The organism is Streptomyces sp. NPDC088725 (assembly GCF_044751305.1).
Classification (GTDB): Bacteria; Actinomycetota; Actinomycetes; order Streptomycetales; family Streptomycetaceae; genus Streptomyces.
The window spans coordinates 390,114-406,379 of record NZ_JBIVLO010000003.1 but is presented as its reverse complement, the minus strand read 5'-3'; the positions used below and the strand labels follow the sequence as shown (position 1 = coordinate 406,379).

General features: G+C 68.7%; 15 protein-coding genes and 2 pseudogenes. 12 read left to right on the top strand and 5 right to left on the bottom strand.

Annotated features, from left to right (window positions below):
* The first annotated feature begins 32 nt into the window (after window positions 1-32).
* Both ACIP6N_RS08860 and tsaE read left to right on the top strand, forming a co-directional pair.
* Window positions 33-1,286 (top strand): alpha/beta fold hydrolase, encoded by a 1,254-nt coding sequence (locus tag ACIP6N_RS08860; protein WP_401814020.1) that lies wholly within the window; start codon window positions 33-35, stop codon window positions 1,284-1,286.
* Window positions 1,258-1,863, top strand: a complete 606-nt coding sequence (tsaE, locus tag ACIP6N_RS08855; protein WP_401814018.1) for a tRNA (adenosine(37)-N6)-threonylcarbamoyltransferase complex ATPase subunit type 1 TsaE — start codon at window positions 1,258-1,260, stop codon at window positions 1,861-1,863. The genes ACIP6N_RS08860 and tsaE overlap by 29 nt, the downstream gene beginning before the upstream one ends.
* Before the next feature lie 399 nt (window positions 1,864-2,262).
* On the opposite strand, the gene ACIP6N_RS08850 is transcribed toward tsaE, so the two are convergent.
* Window positions 2,263-2,790 carry a hypothetical protein gene (locus ACIP6N_RS08850; RefSeq protein WP_401814414.1) on the bottom strand — a complete coding sequence of 176 codons (528 nt, stop codon included), beginning with the start codon at window positions 2,788-2,790 and terminating at the stop codon, window positions 2,263-2,265.
* A gap of 127 nt (window positions 2,791-2,917) precedes the next feature.
* Between ACIP6N_RS08850 and tsaB the strand changes: the two genes are divergently transcribed.
* The 5 genes from tsaB to ACIP6N_RS08825 are packed head-to-tail and all read left to right on the top strand — an operon-like array spanning window position 2,918 to window position 6,400.
* Window positions 2,918-3,571 carry a tRNA (adenosine(37)-N6)-threonylcarbamoyltransferase complex dimerization subunit type 1 TsaB gene (gene tsaB, locus ACIP6N_RS08845; protein ID WP_401814016.1) on the top strand — a complete coding sequence of 218 codons (654 nt, stop codon included), beginning with the start codon at window positions 2,918-2,920 and terminating at the stop codon, window positions 3,569-3,571.
* A gap of 50 nt (window positions 3,572-3,621) precedes the next feature.
* Window positions 3,622-4,224: a ribosomal protein S18-alanine N-acetyltransferase gene (gene rimI / locus ACIP6N_RS08840; protein WP_401814411.1), complete on the top strand. Its 603-nt coding sequence runs from the start codon at window positions 3,622-3,624 to the stop codon at window positions 4,222-4,224.
* Window positions 4,217-5,347, top strand: a complete 1,131-nt coding sequence (gene tsaD / locus ACIP6N_RS08835) for a tRNA (adenosine(37)-N6)-threonylcarbamoyltransferase complex transferase subunit TsaD (protein WP_401814015.1) — start codon at window positions 4,217-4,219, stop codon at window positions 5,345-5,347. The genes rimI and tsaD overlap by 8 nt, the downstream gene beginning before the upstream one ends.
* Window positions 5,344-5,598, top strand: a complete 255-nt coding sequence (locus tag ACIP6N_RS08830) for a hypothetical protein (RefSeq protein WP_401814013.1) — start codon at window positions 5,344-5,346, stop codon at window positions 5,596-5,598. The genes tsaD and ACIP6N_RS08830 overlap by 4 nt, the downstream gene beginning before the upstream one ends.
* Window positions 5,599-5,656: 58 nt before the next feature.
* The gene (locus ACIP6N_RS08825; RefSeq protein WP_401814012.1) at window positions 5,657-6,400 is read left to right on the top strand and encodes a histidine phosphatase family protein; all 744 of its coding nucleotides are present in this window, start codon (window positions 5,657-5,659) and stop codon (window positions 6,398-6,400) included.
* Between the two features lie 46 nt (window positions 6,401-6,446).
* Here ACIP6N_RS08825 and ACIP6N_RS08820 read toward each other — a convergent pair whose 3' ends face one another.
* Both ACIP6N_RS08820 and ACIP6N_RS08815 read right to left on the bottom strand, forming a co-directional pair.
* The gene (locus ACIP6N_RS08820) at window positions 6,447-7,043 is read right to left on the bottom strand and encodes an NADPH-dependent F420 reductase (protein ID WP_401814011.1); all 597 of its coding nucleotides are present in this window, start codon (window positions 7,041-7,043) and stop codon (window positions 6,447-6,449) included.
* Window positions 7,044-7,084: 41 nt separating this feature from the next.
* On the bottom strand, window positions 7,085-7,903 hold the full coding sequence (locus ACIP6N_RS08815) for an inositol monophosphatase family protein (RefSeq protein ID WP_401814010.1): 819 nt from the start codon (window positions 7,901-7,903) through the stop codon (window positions 7,085-7,087).
* A 487-nt stretch (window positions 7,904-8,390) separates the two neighbouring features.
* Here ACIP6N_RS08815 and ACIP6N_RS08810 point away from each other — a divergent pair, with 487 nt between their 5' ends.
* Window positions 8,391-9,614, top strand: coding sequence for a lipase family protein (locus tag ACIP6N_RS08810; protein ID WP_401814009.1), 1,224 nt, complete (start codon window positions 8,391-8,393; stop codon window positions 9,612-9,614).
* Between the two features lie 104 nt (window positions 9,615-9,718).
* Here the strand turns inward: ACIP6N_RS08810 and ACIP6N_RS08805 are convergent, their stop codons facing one another.
* The gene (locus ACIP6N_RS08805; RefSeq protein ID WP_401814008.1) at window positions 9,719-10,036 is read right to left on the bottom strand and encodes a hypothetical protein; all 318 of its coding nucleotides are present in this window, start codon (window positions 10,034-10,036) and stop codon (window positions 9,719-9,721) included.
* Between the two features lie 277 nt (window positions 10,037-10,313).
* Between ACIP6N_RS08805 and ACIP6N_RS08800 the strand changes: the two are divergent.
* The 3 genes and pseudogenes from ACIP6N_RS08800 to ACIP6N_RS08790 form a co-directional block, all read left to right on the top strand.
* Window positions 10,314-11,499 (top strand): annotated as a pseudogene (locus ACIP6N_RS08800) (AAA family ATPase); the annotation flags it as partial.
* A 101-nt stretch (window positions 11,500-11,600) separates the two neighbouring features.
* Window positions 11,601-12,429: pseudogene (locus ACIP6N_RS08795) on the top strand (IS5 family transposase).
* Window positions 12,426-12,872 (top strand): hypothetical protein, encoded by a 447-nt coding sequence (locus ACIP6N_RS08790; RefSeq protein WP_401814006.1) that lies wholly within the window; start codon window positions 12,426-12,428, stop codon window positions 12,870-12,872. Before ACIP6N_RS08795 ends, ACIP6N_RS08790 begins: the two are co-directional and overlap by 4 nt.
* A 718-nt stretch (window positions 12,873-13,590) precedes the next feature.
* Here ACIP6N_RS08790 and ACIP6N_RS08785 read toward each other — a convergent pair.
* Window positions 13,591-14,592 carry an RHS repeat-associated core domain-containing protein gene (locus tag ACIP6N_RS08785; protein ID WP_401814005.1) on the bottom strand — a complete coding sequence of 334 codons (1,002 nt, stop codon included), beginning with the start codon at window positions 14,590-14,592 and terminating at the stop codon, window positions 13,591-13,593.
* A gap of 1,157 nt (window positions 14,593-15,749) precedes the next feature.
* On the opposite strand from ACIP6N_RS08785, the gene ACIP6N_RS08780 reads away from it, so the two are divergent.
* Window positions 15,750-16,193 carry a hypothetical protein gene (locus ACIP6N_RS08780; protein WP_401814004.1) on the top strand — a complete coding sequence of 148 codons (444 nt, stop codon included), beginning with the start codon at window positions 15,750-15,752 and terminating at the stop codon, window positions 16,191-16,193.
* Window positions 16,194-16,266 lie beyond the last annotated feature (73 nt).

Sequence of the window (16,266 nt, the reverse complement as noted above, 5' to 3'; positions counted from 1 at the left end):
AAAGAAGCCAGGACGACTAGGAGAGCGGCAGGGTGAGCGAGAGCAGCGCGGCGGGGGACGCCGTGGCCCGGGCGGCGGCCGCGGCCGCCGCATCCACGGGCCCCGCGGGTAACTGGCGCAAGGCAGGCGTCGTCGGCGGCGCCATAGGCGTGATCGCCGCGGGCGCCGCGGCCGGGCTCGCGATCGAGAGACTGACGGTCGGCCGCGGCATGCGCCGCAGGGCGCGGCTCGCGCTCGACACGTCAGGGCCGTACGGCACCCTGCGCGGCACCCCCGGTGAAGCCGTCGCCGACGACGGCACGCGGCTCTCCTACGAGATCGACGACATCGGCAAGCCCGACCCGCAGACCGCCGGGCCGCGCCGCCGCCGCCTCTTCGGCGGCAAGCCCCCGGCGCCCGTGACCGTCGTCTTCAGCCACGGTTACTGCCTGAGCCAGGACTCCTGGCACTTCCAGCGCGCCGCGCTGCGCGGCATCGTCCGTACGGTCCACTGGGACCAGCGCAGCCACGGCCGTTCCGCGCGCGGCGCGGGTCAGCGCGGCCCCGGGGCCGTTCCGGTCACGATCGACCAGCTCGGCCGCGATCTGAAGGCCGTCATCGACGCGGCGGCGCCCGAGGGGCCGCTCGTCCTCGTCGGCCACTCCATGGGCGGCATGACGATCATGGCCCTCGCGGACCAGTACCCCGAGCTGATACGGGACCGGGTCGTCGGTGTGGCCTTCGTCGGTACGTCGAGCGGGAGGCTCGGTGAGGTCAATTACGGTCTGCCGGTCGCGGGCGTCAACGCCGTACGCCGTGTCCTGCCCGGGGTCCTCAAGGCGCTCGGCTCGCAGGCGGAGCTGGTCGAGCGGGGGCGGCGCGCCACCGCGGATCTGTTCGCGGGGCTGATCAAGCGGTATTCGTTCAGCTCGAAGGACGTGGATCCGGCGGTCGTACGGTTCGCCGAGCGGCTCATCGAGTCGACGCCGATCGACGTCGTCGCGGAGTTCTATCCGGCCTTCATCGAGCACGACAAGGAGCAGGCGCTCCCGGTCTTCCTGGAGGTTCCGGCGCTGGTTCTGGCCGGGGAGAGCGATCTGGTGACACCGAGTTCGCACAGCGAGTCCATCGCGGACCTGCTGCCGGACGCCGAGCTGGTGCTCGTGCCGGACGCCGGGCATCTGGTGATGCTGGAGCATCCGGAGGTCGTCACGGACCGACTGGCCGACCTGCTGGTGCGCGTCGGCGCGATGCCGTCAGCGGCTAACGTTGGCACGCATGGAAGCACCGCACCGCCCAGCAGATGAGTCCGCTCGGGCCGCCGAGGCAGCCCGCACCGCCGACACGGCTCGCGCCGAAGCCGCCGAAGTCGCCGAAGTCGCCGAAGTGAAGCTCACGGTCCGTTCCCCCGAGCAGATGCGGGAGCTGGGCCTCAGGCTCGCCGCGCTCCTGCGCCCCGGCGATCTGGTGATGCTCACCGGCGAGCTGGGCGCGGGCAAGACGACGCTGACGCGCGGTCTCGGTGAGGGCCTGGGTGTCCGGGGTGCCGTCACGTCACCCACCTTCGTGATCGCTCGTGTCCACCCCTCCCTGGCCGGCGGGCCCGCGCTGGTCCACGTCGACGCGTACCGGCTCGGCGGCGGTCTTGACGAGATGGAGGACCTGGACCTCGACGTGTCGCTGCCCGACTCGGTGGTGGTCGTGGAGTGGGGCGACGGCAAGGTGGAGGAGCTGTCGGACGACCGGCTGCACGTCGTGATCGACCGGATCGTCGGCGGTACGGGAGAGGAGGTTCCCGAGGAGGACGACCGGCGCGAGGTCACCCTCAGGGGTTATGGCACGAACAGGTGGTCGGACGTGGACCTTGCGGTTTTGCGTCCCTGAGCGTGTTTTCCGACGCATTCCGACACAGTGTCGGCAAAGTGTTGCGCGCACGGCGTTGCGCATGGTGACATGGATACCGAGACCTGGTTAGGTCTACCTAACCACGCCTGCCCCCGGAGCCCCAGGAGGCATCCATGTCGGCGACAGAGCGCGAAGCGCGGCCGCAGCACACACCTTCACCGTCCGTGACGTCCATGAGAGATCTGCTCGCGTCGTGCGCCTCCGCGGCAGCCGTGTCGAGGCCTCCGCAGGATCCCGCGGCGGCGGCCTCCGCAGAGCCCGCGGGCGCCGCAGAGTCCGGAGTGACCGGCGAACGGTGCCGCGAGGCCGCATAGGCGTTACGACGACTGTCGGAGGCGTCGGAGGCGCGGCGCCCGCCGAACGGTGCCCGGAAAGCGCCTACGGAACGACGACGACCTTCGATCCCACCGAAGCGAACGACCACAGCGCATCGCCGTCCGCCCGCTGCATCCGTACCCCGCCCGTCCGCAGCTTCGGGTCCGGGCTCGGCATGGAGCCGTCCACCGCCGCGCTGAAGCCGATCGTCACGCCCTCCACCGTGGTGAAACGCACCACATGCTCGATCGTCACCCCGTCCGAGCCTGGTGTCTCCTCCGTGCGCGAGGTCACCGCGTACGAGCCAGGCACCGGGTTGAGGGTGCTCGGCATGACCGCGAACGTCCGCATCCGCTCGCCCTTCGGCCCCACCAGCCACACCCGCCGGTCGTGCAGCGCGTAGACGACCCGCTGGCCCGTGCCCGACCCCTCGGGCACCAGCAGTGGGTCCTTCTTCGGCGGCGCGGGGGCGGCTGAGGCAGCCGGGCCGCTCGGGGGCTTGGGCTTTCCGAGGTTGTCGGGTGCGTTCGCCGACGCCTGGACGGCGAGGAAACCGACACCGGCCAGAGCCAGCGCGGTGAGCCCGGCCACGAATACCGTGCTGCTCCTAGACACCTTGATCCACCTCTCGTACGTACGACTGGGAGGTGACGTTAGCAGCAGCCGGGTGACGGGGTTCGGCGCCGTGCCTCCCGTCCGGGAGCCGTAGGCTGTTTGCGTGCTTCTGCTCGCCGTTGATACCGCCACGCCCGCCGTCACCGTCGCCCTGCACGACGGCTCCTCCGTCATCGCCACGGAGAGCCAGGTCGACGCCCGCCGGCACGGGGAGCTTCTGCTGCCCGCCGTAGACAAGCTCCTCGCCGGGGCCGGGCTCGCGCTCGGCGCCGTGACCGACGTGGTCGTCGGGGTCGGGCCGGGTCCGTACACCGGGCTGCGCGTCGGGCTCGTCACGGCCACGACCTTCGGGTCCGTACTCGGAGTGCCGGTCCACGGACTCTGCACGCTGGACGGCCTGGCCTACGCGTCCCAGCTCGACGAACCCTTCGCCGTTGCGACCGACGCGCGCCGCAAGGAGGTCTACTGGGCGCGGTACGGAGACTCCCGTACGCGCCTCACCGATCCCGCCGTCGACCGGCCCGCCGACATAGCCGAACAGCTCGCGGGGCTGCCCGTCGTCGGCGCGGGCGCGCTCCTCTACCCCGGCTCCTTCCCGGACGCGCGTGAGCCCGAGCACCAGTCGGCCGCCGCACTCGCCTCCCTCGCGGCGGAAAAACTCGCCGCCGGTGAGACGTTCCTGCCACCGCTGCCTCTCTACCTGCGCCGTCCCGACGCGCAGGTGCCGAAGAACTACAAGGTGGTCACGCCGAAGTGACCGTGCCCGTGACGGATACGACGAACCAGCCCCCAGCCGTGCTGCGTGAGATGCGCTGGTGGGACATCGAGCCCGTGCTCGCACTCGAACACGCCCTCTTCCCCGAGGACGCCTGGTCGCCCGGCATGTTCTGGTCCGAGCTGGCCCACGCGCGCGGCCCGCACGCCACGCGCCGCTACGTGGTGGCCGAAGCGGCGCGGGCGTCGGAGGACGCGCGGACCGACGGGGAGGCGGACGGCCCGGCCGGCAGCCGGATCGTCGGCTACGCCGGTCTCGCGGCCGCCGGTGGTCTCGGCGACGTACAGACCATCGCCGTCGCCCGCGAGTACTGGGGCGCAGGCCTCGGCTCCCGCCTCCTCACCGAGCTGCTGCGCCACGCCACCGCGTTCGAGTGTGCCGAGGTGCTGCTCGAAGTGCGCGTCGACAACACCCGCGCGCAGAAGCTGTACGAACGCTTCGGCTTCGAGCCCATCGGCTTCCGGCGCGGTTACTACCAGCCGGGCAATGTCGACGCGCTCGTCATGCGCGTCGACCTGCACGGAACCCCCGCCCAGGGGACAGAACCCCAAGGACTCCAGGATCTCCAGGGTTCCGAGGCACCTCAGGCGCCTCAGGAGACCGAGTCCGAGACAGAAACTGAGACCCATGGCTGACGAACCCCTCGTCCTCGGCATCGAGACCTCCTGCGACGAGACCGGCGTCGGCATCGTGCGCGGTACGACCCTGCTCGCCGACGCCATCGCGTCCAGCGTCGACGAGCACGCGCGCTTCGGCGGTGTGGTGCCCGAGGTGGCGTCCCGCGCCCATCTGGAGGCGATGGTCCCGACCATCGAGCGCGCGCTCAAGGACGCCGGGGTCAGCGCCCGCGACCTCGACGGCATCTCCGTGACGGCGGGCCCCGGTCTCGCCGGCGCGCTGCTGGTGGGCGTCTCGGCGGCGAAGGCGTACGCGTACGCCCTCGGCAAGCCGCTGTACGGCGTGAACCACCTCGCCTCGCACATCTGCGTCGACCAGCTCGAACACGGCCCGCTGCCCGAGCCGACGATGGCGCTGCTGGTGAGCGGCGGCCACTCCTCGCTGCTGCTCGCGCCCGACATCACGGCCGACGTACGCCCGATGGGCGCGACGATCGACGACGCGGCGGGCGAGGCGTTCGACAAGATCGCGCGCGTGCTCCAGCTCGGCTTCCCCGGCGGCCCGGTGATCGACCGGCTCGCGAAGGAGGGCGACCCGGCGGCGATCGCCTTCCCGCGTGGTCTGACCGGTCAGCGCGACGCGCCGTACGACTTCTCCTTCTCCGGCCTCAAGACGTCGGTGGCGCGCTGGATCGAGGCGAAGCGGAACGCGGGGGAGGAGGTGCCGGTACGGGATGTGGCGGCGTCGTTCCAGGAGGCGGTCGTGGACGTACTGACCCGCAAGGCGGTCCGCGCATGCAAGGACCAGGGCGTGGACCATCTGATGATCGGCGGCGGAGTCGCCGCCAACTCCCGGCTGCGCGCGCTCGCCGCCGAACGCTGCGAGCGCGCGGGCATCAAGCTGCGTGTGCCGCGCCCAGGGCTGTGCACGGACAACGGGGCGATGGTGGCGGCGCTGGGCGCGGAGATGGTGGCGCGCAACCGTCCGGCGTCGGACTGGGACCTGTCGGCGGACTCGTCTCTGCCGGTGACGGAGCCCCACGTACCGGGCGTCGCCCACGACCACGGCGACGACGACCACGCGCATGACCACGATCACGATCATCTGCACGAGCTGAGCAAGGACAACCTCTACTCATGACGGTCGCGCTGATGTGGGAGGCCAAAGCAGCCCCGGGCCGGGGCGCGGAGCTGCTGGACTGGGTGCGGTCGCAGGAGCCGTCCCAGCCTCTTCCGCTGCGACGGGAAGTGCTGTGCGCGCCGCAGGACCGGGTCCTGGTCATCACGTGGTGGGACGCGTCCTACGACGCCGAACTCCCCGAACTCACGGATCCGGAAGCTGAGTTGATCGCGCGCCCGGCGCACCGCTGGCGGTTCGAGTCCGTGGAGTAGAGACTCCGGCCGAGGACGCAGAGGACGAGGACACAGAGGACAAGGACGGCGCAGGCATATGAACCGTTCCGCCGGACAGCCGGACGATCCCGCCGAGCGGCCGGATGAACAGCCCGCCCTCGCCGCGCCCTTCACCCTCGGCGCGGTCACGGCGGTACGCCACGGCCAGAGCGTCGCGAACCTCGCATTCGCCGAGGCCGCCCGTACCGGTGCGACCGGCCTGCCGGTGGACGGCACCGATGCCGACGTCGCCCTGTCGGACCTGGGTCTGCGCCAGGCCACGGCGCTCGGCCGCTGGCTGGCCGCGCTGGACGAGGCCCCGGACCTTGTCGTCTGCTCGCCGTACCGACGCGCCCGCCAGACCTGGACGGTGATGGAGCGTACGGCCGGGGGACTGGGCCGTACCTCACCCCGGGCGCTGGTGGACGAGCGGCTGCGCGACCGCGAGATGGGCGTCTTCGAACTCCACCCGCCCGCCGCCGTCCAGCGCCGCGCACCCCAGGAGGCCGAACGCCGCGCCCGCCTCGGCGACTGGGCCTACCGGCCGCCGGGCGGCGAAGCGCTCGCGGATGTCGTGCTGCGGGTGAGGGACCTGCTCGCGCAGCTCGACCGCTCCGCGCCCGGACAGCGCGTGCTGCTGATCGCCCACGACGCCGTCGTCGTCGCCCTGGGCCACATCATCACCGGCATCGGCGCCACCGTCCCGGACGACGTCCCGCCGGTGCCGAACGCCTCCGTCTCCCACTGGCGTGGCGACGGCCGGCACCTCCGCCTCACGTCCTGGGCCGCCACCGATTGGTGAGTGTGAGGCGGGTGCCGACGGCCGCCGTGGGTACGGGCGGTGCGGATCAGCGGGCGATCGAGATCGAGAAGGGTGCGAATCCGCTGGCCCGGATGACGTGCGGCACGAACAGGATCGCGGCCTCCGTGGCACGGGCGGTCTGGATCCCGCCGAGATCAACGATCCATTCCTCGTGCCAGCCGAGGTCGACGAGCAGTTCGCGGACGGTCTGCTTGGCCTGCGCGTCCTCGCCGGAGAGGAAGACGTCCGGCGCCTGGCTGAGCGTGGCGGGCGCGGTCATCACCGGAAAGAGCATGGTGTTGAGGGTCTTGACGACGTGCGTCTCGGGAAGCGCTTGCTGAAGTTGCTCGGCGAGGCTTGAGCCGGGGTAGATCAGGTCGGCGGGCAGTCCGTCCGGTCCGTCGAAGGTGGCGTTGGAGACGTCGACGAGGATCTTGCCGTGCAGCTCCTCGCGGTGAGCGACGAGCAGGTCCAGCGAGCCGGCGCCCGGAGTGGCGTTGATGACGATCTGTGCGGTCCGGGCGGCGTTGGCGACGGCGCCCGGCGCGCGGTCCGCCACGGTCACCTCATGCCCTGCCCCGGTGAGGGCTTTGGCCAGGTTGCCGCCGACGCGGCCGTTTCCGAGTACTGCGATCGTGGTCATGATGATGTGGTCCTTTCGTACGTGCGGGATGTGGTGTGCGGTCAGAGGGAGAGCGTGGCGACGGCCTCGGCGTGGATGCCGGGCGCGGTGGCCAGGAAGCTCTCGCTGCGCGTGGTCCAGGGGTTGCCATCCACGTCGGAGATCTGTCCGCCGGCCTCGGTGACGAGCAGCGAGCCGGGGAACATGTCCGCGCGGCCGCCGGAGAACTGCCAGAAGCCTTCGAGCCGGCCGGCGGCCACATTCGCCAGGTGCAGGGTCGCGGGCACGGAGGTGCGGATGGAGAGCGCGCCGAGGAGCATCGCGGTGATCGAGGAGCCGACGCGTCGCATGACCGTCTCGTCCTCGTCCGGCCGGGCCTGGCTGGTGGCCACGATGCTCAGGCCGAGGTCCGTGAGCTGTGAGACCCGCAGCGGCCGGCCGTCGAGGTAGGCGCCCCCACCGGCGAGCGCGGTGTAGGTCTCGCCGGTCAACGGCACGTGGACCGCGGTGAGCACCGGCTTGTTCTCGCGCACGAGGGTGGCGGTCACTGCCCAGTCCGGGATGGTGCGCAGGTGGTTGACGTTGCCTTCGGCAGGGTCCACGACCCACCATTCGCCGGCCGGGAGCTCTCCGCCGGCCAGCTCGTCCTCCACCCAGCCGGCCTCCGGGCGCAGACGCGTGAGGGTGGGGCGCAGGATGGCGAGGGAGACGTCGTCGTTGGCGTCGAGCGCCTGCACCAGCTCTTCGCGGGTCTGGTAGCGGACGATCTCACCGAAGCGCTCGCGCAGTACCGAACCCGCCTCACGCACGGCGTTCGCGGTCTGTTCGAGCAGGTCGGCGTCGGAGATGGCGACGTCAGTGGTCTGAGGCGTTCCGGACATGGCGGTACTCCCGTGCGAGAAGGGGGTGAGGAGGCGGAGGGGAAGGCGGATGAGGCCGGTGGAGCCAAGCGGTTCGTTCCGTCTTGCGCTCTGATATCGAAGGTATAGAGCGTTGTCGTTAACTTCAACTGCATGTTAAGCATGGCAAGGATTACTCAAACGCAATCGATTCTGGCCGCCGTGTTTTCCGCGCCGCGGAGGCGGAAATGCGGCCGGGGCGGTCGCGCGCCTGCGTGTCACCGCCCGAGCGACGGGCCGGGCGACGGGGCGAATCCGGCGCACGACCGGGGGAGCGCCGGCCCTGAAGCGACCCAGCCCCTTGGCCGGAGCGTCCCTTGGCCGGACCGTCCCGCTCGTTCCGGCTGCCTCTCGTTCCGGCCGTCCCTCATTCGGGTCACACACAGGACACTCCGCCGGATCTCCCCAGTCGGCCGCCGCCTTTCGGATACGCAGTGGATCTTCCTTTTCCCGTGACCGAGGAGCCCCCGTGCTGCGTCGTCGTGCTCTCAGCAGGCGTGCCGTAACAACACTGATCGCCGCGACCTCCGCGGTTCTTCCCCTCGCCCTGCCTGCGGGCGCGGCAGCCGCCGCCGACCGGCCGTACTTCTACGAAGCGCCGAAGGACCTGCCCGCCAACAACGGTGACGTGCTCCGCTCGGAGCCGGCCGTCTTCTTCCTGGATCCCCTCAAGGCGGTCAAGTCCAGAGCGAGCGTCACCCGGATCATGTACCGCTCGACCGACCGCGCCGGGAAGCCCATCGCGGTCACCGGCACCGTGCTCACCCCCAGGACGGTCCAGTACGGCCCCCGGCCGATCATCGCCTTCGCCCCCGGCACGCAGGGACTTGCGGACAAGTGCGCGCCCTCCCGCCAGCTGGCCGAGGGCACCGAGTACGAGGCGCTGCCCATCAAGAAGCTGCTCGATCAGGGCTACGCCGTCGTGGTCACCGACTACCAGGGCCTGGGAACGCCAGGCGTCCACACGTACATGAACCGCGAGGCGCAGGGCCGCGCCGTCCTGGACTCCGTCCGAGCGGCCCAGCGCCTGGATTCGGCGGATCTCCCGGACGCCGGTCCGGTCGCGATCTACGGCTACTCCCAGGGCGGTGGCGCGGCGGCGTCCGCGGCCGAGCTGGCCCGGACGTACGCGCCCGAACTGAAGATCACAGGCGCGGTCGTCGGCGCCCCTCCGGCAGATCTGGACACCGTGGCCGAGAGCCTCGACGGCTCCGCCTACTCGGCGTTCTTCAACTACGCCTTCTCCGGTCTCGCCGCCGGATACCGCATCGACACCGACCCGTACCTGAACGCCCGGGGGAAGCGTGTGACCGCCGACCTGCGGGACAACCAGTGCACGACGCAGGCCATCGGCGCGTATCCGTTCCTGCGGTCCCGCTCACTGACCGTGGACGGACGCCCGCTGACCGAACGCCTCAAGCATGCCCCGTGGGACACGATCATGGCCGAGCAGCGGCTCGGCAAGCGCAGGCCCGCGGTGCCGGTCCTGCTCTCCCACAGCGTCCTGGACGACGTCATCCCGCACCGGGTCGGCAAGGAACTGGCCGCCGACTGGTGCCGCTTGGGCGCGACGGTGAAGTTCTCCAGCAACTACCTCCCCACGCACATCGCCGCCGCAGCGGGTACCAGCGCCGAGGGCGTCCCCTGGCTCGCGGACCGCTTCGCCGGCAAGACGGCCCCGAGCACCTGCTGACCGTCCCGGCCGACCACCCGGCCGGGACGGCGCGCCCACGAGCGCACGCCGCCCCGGCCGCCTCTGGTCGCGTCCCGGCGGACAGCGCTACAACGCGGACAGCGCTACAACACGGCTCCGCCACCTGACTGTTCGCAGCCGAAGACCCCGACGACGATCAACTTGCCCGGATGTGCCTCGTCCTTGCCGGTGCCGAGGAGCGCGCACCGCCAGACGCTGCCGCCGTCCGTGTCCTTGATGCTCCCCTCACCCTGGTAATCGGCAGGCGTGCCGGTGCAGTTCTCTCCGGCGACGCGGTTGATCGAGTCGACCAGAACGGTCTGGCAGGTATAGACGGGCCCCGGGGCTGCCGCATCGGCGATGCCGGAACCGGACAGGATGGCTGCCACGGCCAAACCGGCCGCGACGATCGTGGTGCGCATGCGTTCTCCCGAAAGGTGGTCACGAAGCGAACCGCGATCGAACCAGAACCGGCTTTCCCCGAGAAGGAATTCACCACACCGTGGGCGTTTCAGCTCAAGGGACTCACGGACCCATTCGGCTCACGGAGTTGAACCGATGGCGGTGCCGGCTTCCCGTGTTGTGCGGGCAGACTGAAGAGAGCTGACGACCGTCCGTCCGAGCGTCTACGCTGACGGCATGGTGGCCTTCCCGGGCCGCATGCCTTCCCTGCGATCCGCCAGCCGATAGGTTCACCCCATGCCCGGCCGCCTTCGGGAACTCCATGTCGAGAACTTCCGCAGCCTTCGTGACGTGACCATCCCACTCGGGCCGCTCACTGTTCTTGTCGGCCCGAACGGTGTGGGCAAATCGAATGTCCTCAAAGTGTTCGACTTCTTGCCGCGATCATTCGAACTGACCTACAGCCCGCGCTGGATGAGCGTGGCGGATTCGATGAAGTGGGATTCTGGGGAGGCGACAAACCTCCGACCTCGATGGTGATTCACCTCAAGGCAGACTGGACGACTCATGCCAGTGCCAAAGCGCCGGACGAGTACTCGCTGACCATTCGCAGACGGTCCACGCCGAACAGCCGTGGCTCCTAAACTCTTTCGCGTCAAGAGAGCTTCGCGTTCAAGCGCACGCAAGCCAGGGGGCAGGCGCATCACGATCTCGGGCGGCGAAGCCCGCGTCGTTGACGCAAAGGCGGGGCGCGAGTCCGATGGGGGCAGTTTTGGTATTCAACGGCTGAGTAGCGGGTTGTCTACGCTGCCCCGGCTGGGGCGTTCGGACGGAGGTGAGGAAGTCGCGCGAGTCGCCGACCGGCTTTCGTCCTTCCGGGTTTTCGATGTGGATGTGACAGCTGCGCGGCAGCCCACGCGTACCCGTTCCCTACGTTCCGGCCGCCTGGAGCCTCACGCCGAGAATCTGGCCGCTTTTCTGATTCACCTCAGCACAGATGAACAGCGTTGGGATCTCTTGATGAGAGATGCGCGACGTGTTCTGCCTCAGCTGGAAGCCATCGAGTTCGAGCAGGTCGGAGGCTATACCGACAGACTCGCGGTGGTTCTTCACGAACGAGGACTGCGCCGGCCCACCCCGCTGGCGGATGCCTCGTTCGGCACAGTTCGCCTCCTGGGGCTGCTGGCCATGCTCTACGATCCGCACCCGCCGGCCCTGACCTGTGTGGAAGAGATCGATCATGGCTTGCACCCGCAGGCCCTTGAGTTGATCGTGGAACGGTTGCGCGAGGCGTCTCAGCGAACGCAGTTCATCGTGGCGACCCCACTCATCCGCGCTTGTCGATCGACTGGAGCCGCAGGAGCTCATCGTCTGCGACCGCGACGAAGGGGGTGCTTCCATTATTCCCGCCCTGACCGCCGTGGAGATCGAGGAGATCGTGGCGGAGACAGGGGATCAGCCTCTTGGAGAACTGTGGTTCTCAGAGTGCGGTTCGCACTGTAATGCCGGGTTTGGTGTCGCTCGATGGGGTGGCGTTGTGGCATCTCTGCCGGTCGGGCGTTCGGGATTCGCTTGGGTGGCGGGATGAGTGGTCGCAAGCCGTACCCGAGTGATCTCGCCGACGAGCAGTGGCAGTTGATCGAGCCCGTTATCAGTGCCTGGAAGGCCGAGCACCCCTCGGCCACCGGCCATCAGGGCAGATACGCGATGCGGGAGATCGTCAACACGATCCTCTATCAGAACCGCACCGGCTGTCAGTGGGGATACCTGCCGCATGATCTGCCGCCGAAGAGCGCGACGTTCTACTACTTCGCCGCCTGGCGTGACGACGGCACCGATCAGAGCGTGCACGACCTCCTGCGCTGGCAGCTGCGCGCGAGCCGGAAGCGATGAGCCGACCCGACGCTGGTGGTCCTGGACACCCAGAGCATCCACGCCGTCGTCGGCGTCCCGGCCGACACGACCGGCAAGGACGCCTCGAAAAAGGGTGCCGGGCAGGAAAAGATGCCTGGCCGTGGACGTATTGGGCGTCGTCGAGGCCGTCGCCCTGCCCGCGTCCGCGCACGACAACGCCGCCGGCATCGCCCTGCTCAACGGAGTGGCCGCGCAGACCGACACGGTGCGCAAGGCCCTGGTCGACCAGGGATTCAAGAAGAGCGTCGTCGACCACGGCGGGACTCTCGGCATAGATGTCGAGATCGTCGAACGCAATCCGGCCGAGAAGGGCTTCGTTCCGCAGGGCAAGCGGTGGATCGTGGATCAGACGAACGGGATCCTGATGTTCTACCGCCGTCTCGTGCGTGACTACGAACACCGGCTCGCCACCTCCCGCTCGCGGGTGTTCTGGGCGATGACGTCGGTCATGGCCCGCCGTCTCACCGGCATCGCCCTCGCCTGCTGGAGGAGCGCGTGAGTGAGATTCTCCAGGTCGAAGCCGTACTGGCCTACATCGAGGTCCGGATAAGCGAAGTCGCCGAGCAGGCCGGACGAATCCGGAACCAGATCGCCGAACTCACTTCCCACCTACGCGAGTTCGAGACCGAGAGCGAGAATCTGCAGATCACCCACAAAACCCTCCTTGGCCTCCCCAGACCCGCACCCGCACCCGCACCCGCACCCGCACCGGTCGACGATCCACCCCGCGCCGAGGTGCCGGAACACCCCGCCTACCAGCAGATCCTCACGGTCCTCGCCGACACCGGCGGTCCGATGCGGGCCCGCGACATCTGCGACGCCCTCGACCTGCCGATCCTGCCGAAGAACACCGAGGGCATCCGAGCCAAGCTGAAACGCCTGGTAGACCGTGGCATCCTCACCGAACCCGAGCCCGGCCTGTTCACCCAGCCCCGCCCCTGAGGACCAGACCACCCCACCGAGCAGGACACCTCACCCAGACCTCACCGCGAATCGGGCATCACCGCGCGAACCGCACTCTGAGAGCGGCAGTCAGTCCTTACGTCGTGACCGCACTACAAGCAACCTGAAGATACTGAACTTGCTCCAGCTGAAAAAGTTTTCCCTTTCCTGGCAATGATGAAGCAGACTCCGCCAAGACTATGAGCAATCCGATCACCATGGGAAATATCGCGAGGGTCTGCCCTCTTGTGGCATTATTGACAGCCATCATGAACAGGAGCAGCCCGCAATAGACGGCCACTGGTGCGCCCACCACTACGAAGGTTCGTCTCACTTGGCGCACCCTTCGGTCATCAGGGACTCAAACCGCCGGAGTCCGGCCACTGACGGAGGCTCCCCCCGTTTGCCGGGGTGGCGGCCTTTGCCGTTTCGCGCTCAACGCTCTCAGCTTGGCGATGAATTCCGAGGACCGCGGATCATAAGCACAGTCAGGGTAATGGCACCGAGAATTGCCCCGATGCCCAGGACAAGTGGAATTATCGGTTGGTGACCGCCACGTCCAGAAACACTCAGGAAGATTGCGGCGGCGCCGACAAGGTATGCCACCGCGATTGCAACTTTAAGCTTCAGCATTGATTCAAGCCTTTCCTGATCCTCAGCTGTACGTCCGGCGATCCATGGCGATACTGGCTCGCCGGACGTTCCTCAATTCAGTCCGTTACTGGTAGGTGATGATATCCGCCCCGTAGTAACCAGCAACTCCTCCGACCAAGCAGCTGGTGCCGACCGCCACACCCGTGCCTACGGGACCGAAAACGCTCGCAGCTTCGATCGCTCCGGAGGTGGCCGCTGCGCCAATTCCACCGATGCACCCCGAAACGACACCGAAAATGTTGCTGCCTATGTCAAGCGCGCCGGACCAACTGAAAAGTCCAGTGGGATCGACCCGATTGATCGGGTCACCCGCAGCGTAGAGGTAGAGATTCTGTTCCTTGCCGCTGGGATCGGGTTGGGTGAAGCGGCCGGTGGTCTGGTCGTAGTACCGAGCACCCATTTTGTACAGCCCGGTGATGTCGAGGTAGGCGCCGGCGTAGCCGAAGGGTTCGGCGACGGGGGTGGTGGTTTCTGGGCGGGCGTTGCCGGTGGGGCCGTAGTCCCAGCGGTTTTGCTCTACGCCGGTGTTGTCGACGAGGACGGACGGGGCGCCCTGGTTGTTGGTGACGTAGTAGTACGGGTTGGCGCCGCTTGTCATACCGATCAGGGTTCCCGCTGGATCCCGTACGAATCCCGTGTTTTGCCCGTCGGTGGTCGTGCTGGAGATGCCGGCGGGGCCCTGGTCGATGCGGGTTGCGTCGGCGGTGAGGCGGTTGGAGCTGTCGGTGCCCGCGTAGGTGTAGTGGCTCGTGGTGCCGCCGGTGGTGATCGCGGTGAGCTGGTTGAAGTCGTTGTACGTTTCGCCGGTGCGCGGGAGTTGGCCGGCGGCGGAGAGTTCGTTGCCGTTCTTGTCGTAGGACCAGCCGGTGGTGTTGCCGTTCATGCCGGTGATCTCGTTGGCCGTGTTGTAGGTGTACGTTGTCAGGCCGGAGGTTGCCGAGCAGGCTGACGCGGAGCCGGAGGTGGCGGTCGGGGGCTGAACTGGCCATGACTGCTGCGACGTTGGTGAGGAAGGCGCGGCAAGGCGAAACTGAAGGCGGGACAGTTCGTGGGCATTACCGTCCACGAAGACATGGACGCCTGCCCCAGCCTCGCTTACGACACAGCGCGCCGTGCGGTCTCCGCGGCGCTTGCCAAGGCGAGTGAATCAACCTCGTCCGTCTATGCTCTCGCGGCTGCGGAGTCGGAGGGATGGCTCCTGCTCCTCCCTGACGCCTTCCCGCTCTACAGGTCGTCATGGAGGATCCCGGCGCAATGGCAGGGCCGTGACACGGGTAGGCGGCTGACTCCCAAGGAAGACCTGGAGGCTGAGCTCGCCGGTCCTCGTTTCAGGGAGAGCGACGGGCCCGAGATCGTTTCCAAGGCTCTGGCTGCGGGGCTGCTTGCCTCGCCCAACGGATCCAATCGTTCATACAGCGAGTTCGTCGAAGACCTTGCCCAGTGGGAGGTCCCCCGCAGACCGAGCCGGTGATGCGCCGCAGCGGGCACAGCGGTTCGACACGTTGGTGCTTCCCTGTCCGGCGGGAGGGATCCGCACCGGATCCGTTCAAGAATCCGCGACCCCGCCCTCTTCGCACCAAGTGGATCCGGGATGATTGCGCCTCCCTGGCAGGCGCGTTGGGTACGGACCGACCGGAGACCTCGGTCGTCGGCGGCGGGGCGAAGTATGAAGAGCGCGCATGTGGGGCTCGGCGCATTCGAGACGAAAGCGGGCGAGGCAGCGCGGACCCTGCTGCACAACCAGGGGTACGACGGCGGCTGGGGCTCACGCTGACCTCGGTGTCATCGATCGTCTATACCAGCGAGGTCCTGGCGATCCTGCGGTCCGCCGGGATCGCGGGTCGGCCGGCCCGTCAAGCCCTCGGCTTCCTGGCCGGTGCCCTCGCGGAACACTGCCGGCCTCGGCAGAGGGGCGGCCGGGGTGAGCACATGCGCCTACTGCCCCGCACGATGTCCCAACCCCGCTGGACGTTGAAGCGACATGGGGCAACCATCCCACCTGGAGCAACCAAACCACACGGGGCAATCGCCCTGCACGGGATCATTGGGCAAAGAGTCCTGCTCTCTTTGACAACCGACCGAGCTGGGACAACTGGAACGAGAAAAAGTAGCCGTGCCGGTGCCGACGCCTTCGGGGGGCCGGCACCGGCCGCGCCGAGTCGCCGCGCTGAGAGGTTGTTGTGGATACCCGCACGATCCCCGGCACGAGCGTCACTTTCGACGGTGGGAAGTACCGCTGCCTGGACCTTCGAGGCAACGACCTCTCCCAGCTCCGCGGCCTCGGTACACCGGCCGCTGCCGAGCCTCGACGCAGGTGATCTGACGGGGCGCCTCGACGTCGCCGCCGTCCTCGATCCGCTCAACGGCCACTGGCCGTCCAAGCTCCTGGGATGCGCGGTCGCTCCCGCCAACCGGGTCGCCACCACGCAGGACTTCACCGCCCAGCGGCGCACCGGCCTTCACGCCGACGATTTCGATCGCCTGCCGCACGCCGCGCGTCCCCGAGGCCGCCGCCGGCTGTGCCGCAGCCTTGGCCCGGCCCGCGTTACCTCCTGGTGGGCAACCGGGACCTTCGGCAGATCTGTTGAGCCGTGTACCCCGAACCGGAACGGCACCACCCCCACACCGATGACGTGCGCCGGTACGTTGCCGCCGGACACCGGCTGAGCTGACTGCGCATCGGCCTCGAACGGGGCGGCGGATACATCGCTCCGACCGAGTTCCTGCCCCACGACGGCTC

Coding starts and splice junctions, on each gene's coding strand:
- tsaE (WP_401814018.1), top strand. CDS start 1,258: ATGGAAGCACCGCACCGCCCAGCAGATGAGTCCGCTCGGGCCGCCGAG.
- rimI (WP_401814411.1), top strand. CDS start 3,622: ATGCGCTGGTGGGACATCGAGCCCGTGCTCGCACTCGAACACGCCCTC.
- tsaD (WP_401814015.1), top strand. CDS start 4,217: ATGGCTGACGAACCCCTCGTCCTCGGCATCGAGACCTCCTGCGACGAG.
- ACIP6N_RS08830 (WP_401814013.1), top strand. CDS start 5,344: ATGACGGTCGCGCTGATGTGGGAGGCCAAAGCAGCCCCGGGCCGGGGC.
- ACIP6N_RS08825 (WP_401814012.1), top strand. CDS start 5,657: ATGAACCGTTCCGCCGGACAGCCGGACGATCCCGCCGAGCGGCCGGAT.
- ACIP6N_RS08820 (WP_401814011.1), bottom strand. CDS start 7,043: ATGACCACGATCGCAGTACTCGGAAACGGCCGCGTCGGCGGCAACCTG.
- ACIP6N_RS08815 (WP_401814010.1), bottom strand. CDS start 7,903: ATGTCCGGAACGCCTCAGACCACTGACGTCGCCATCTCCGACGCCGAC.
- ACIP6N_RS08805 (WP_401814008.1), bottom strand. CDS start 10,036: ATGCGCACCACGATCGTCGCGGCCGGTTTGGCCGTGGCAGCCATCCTG.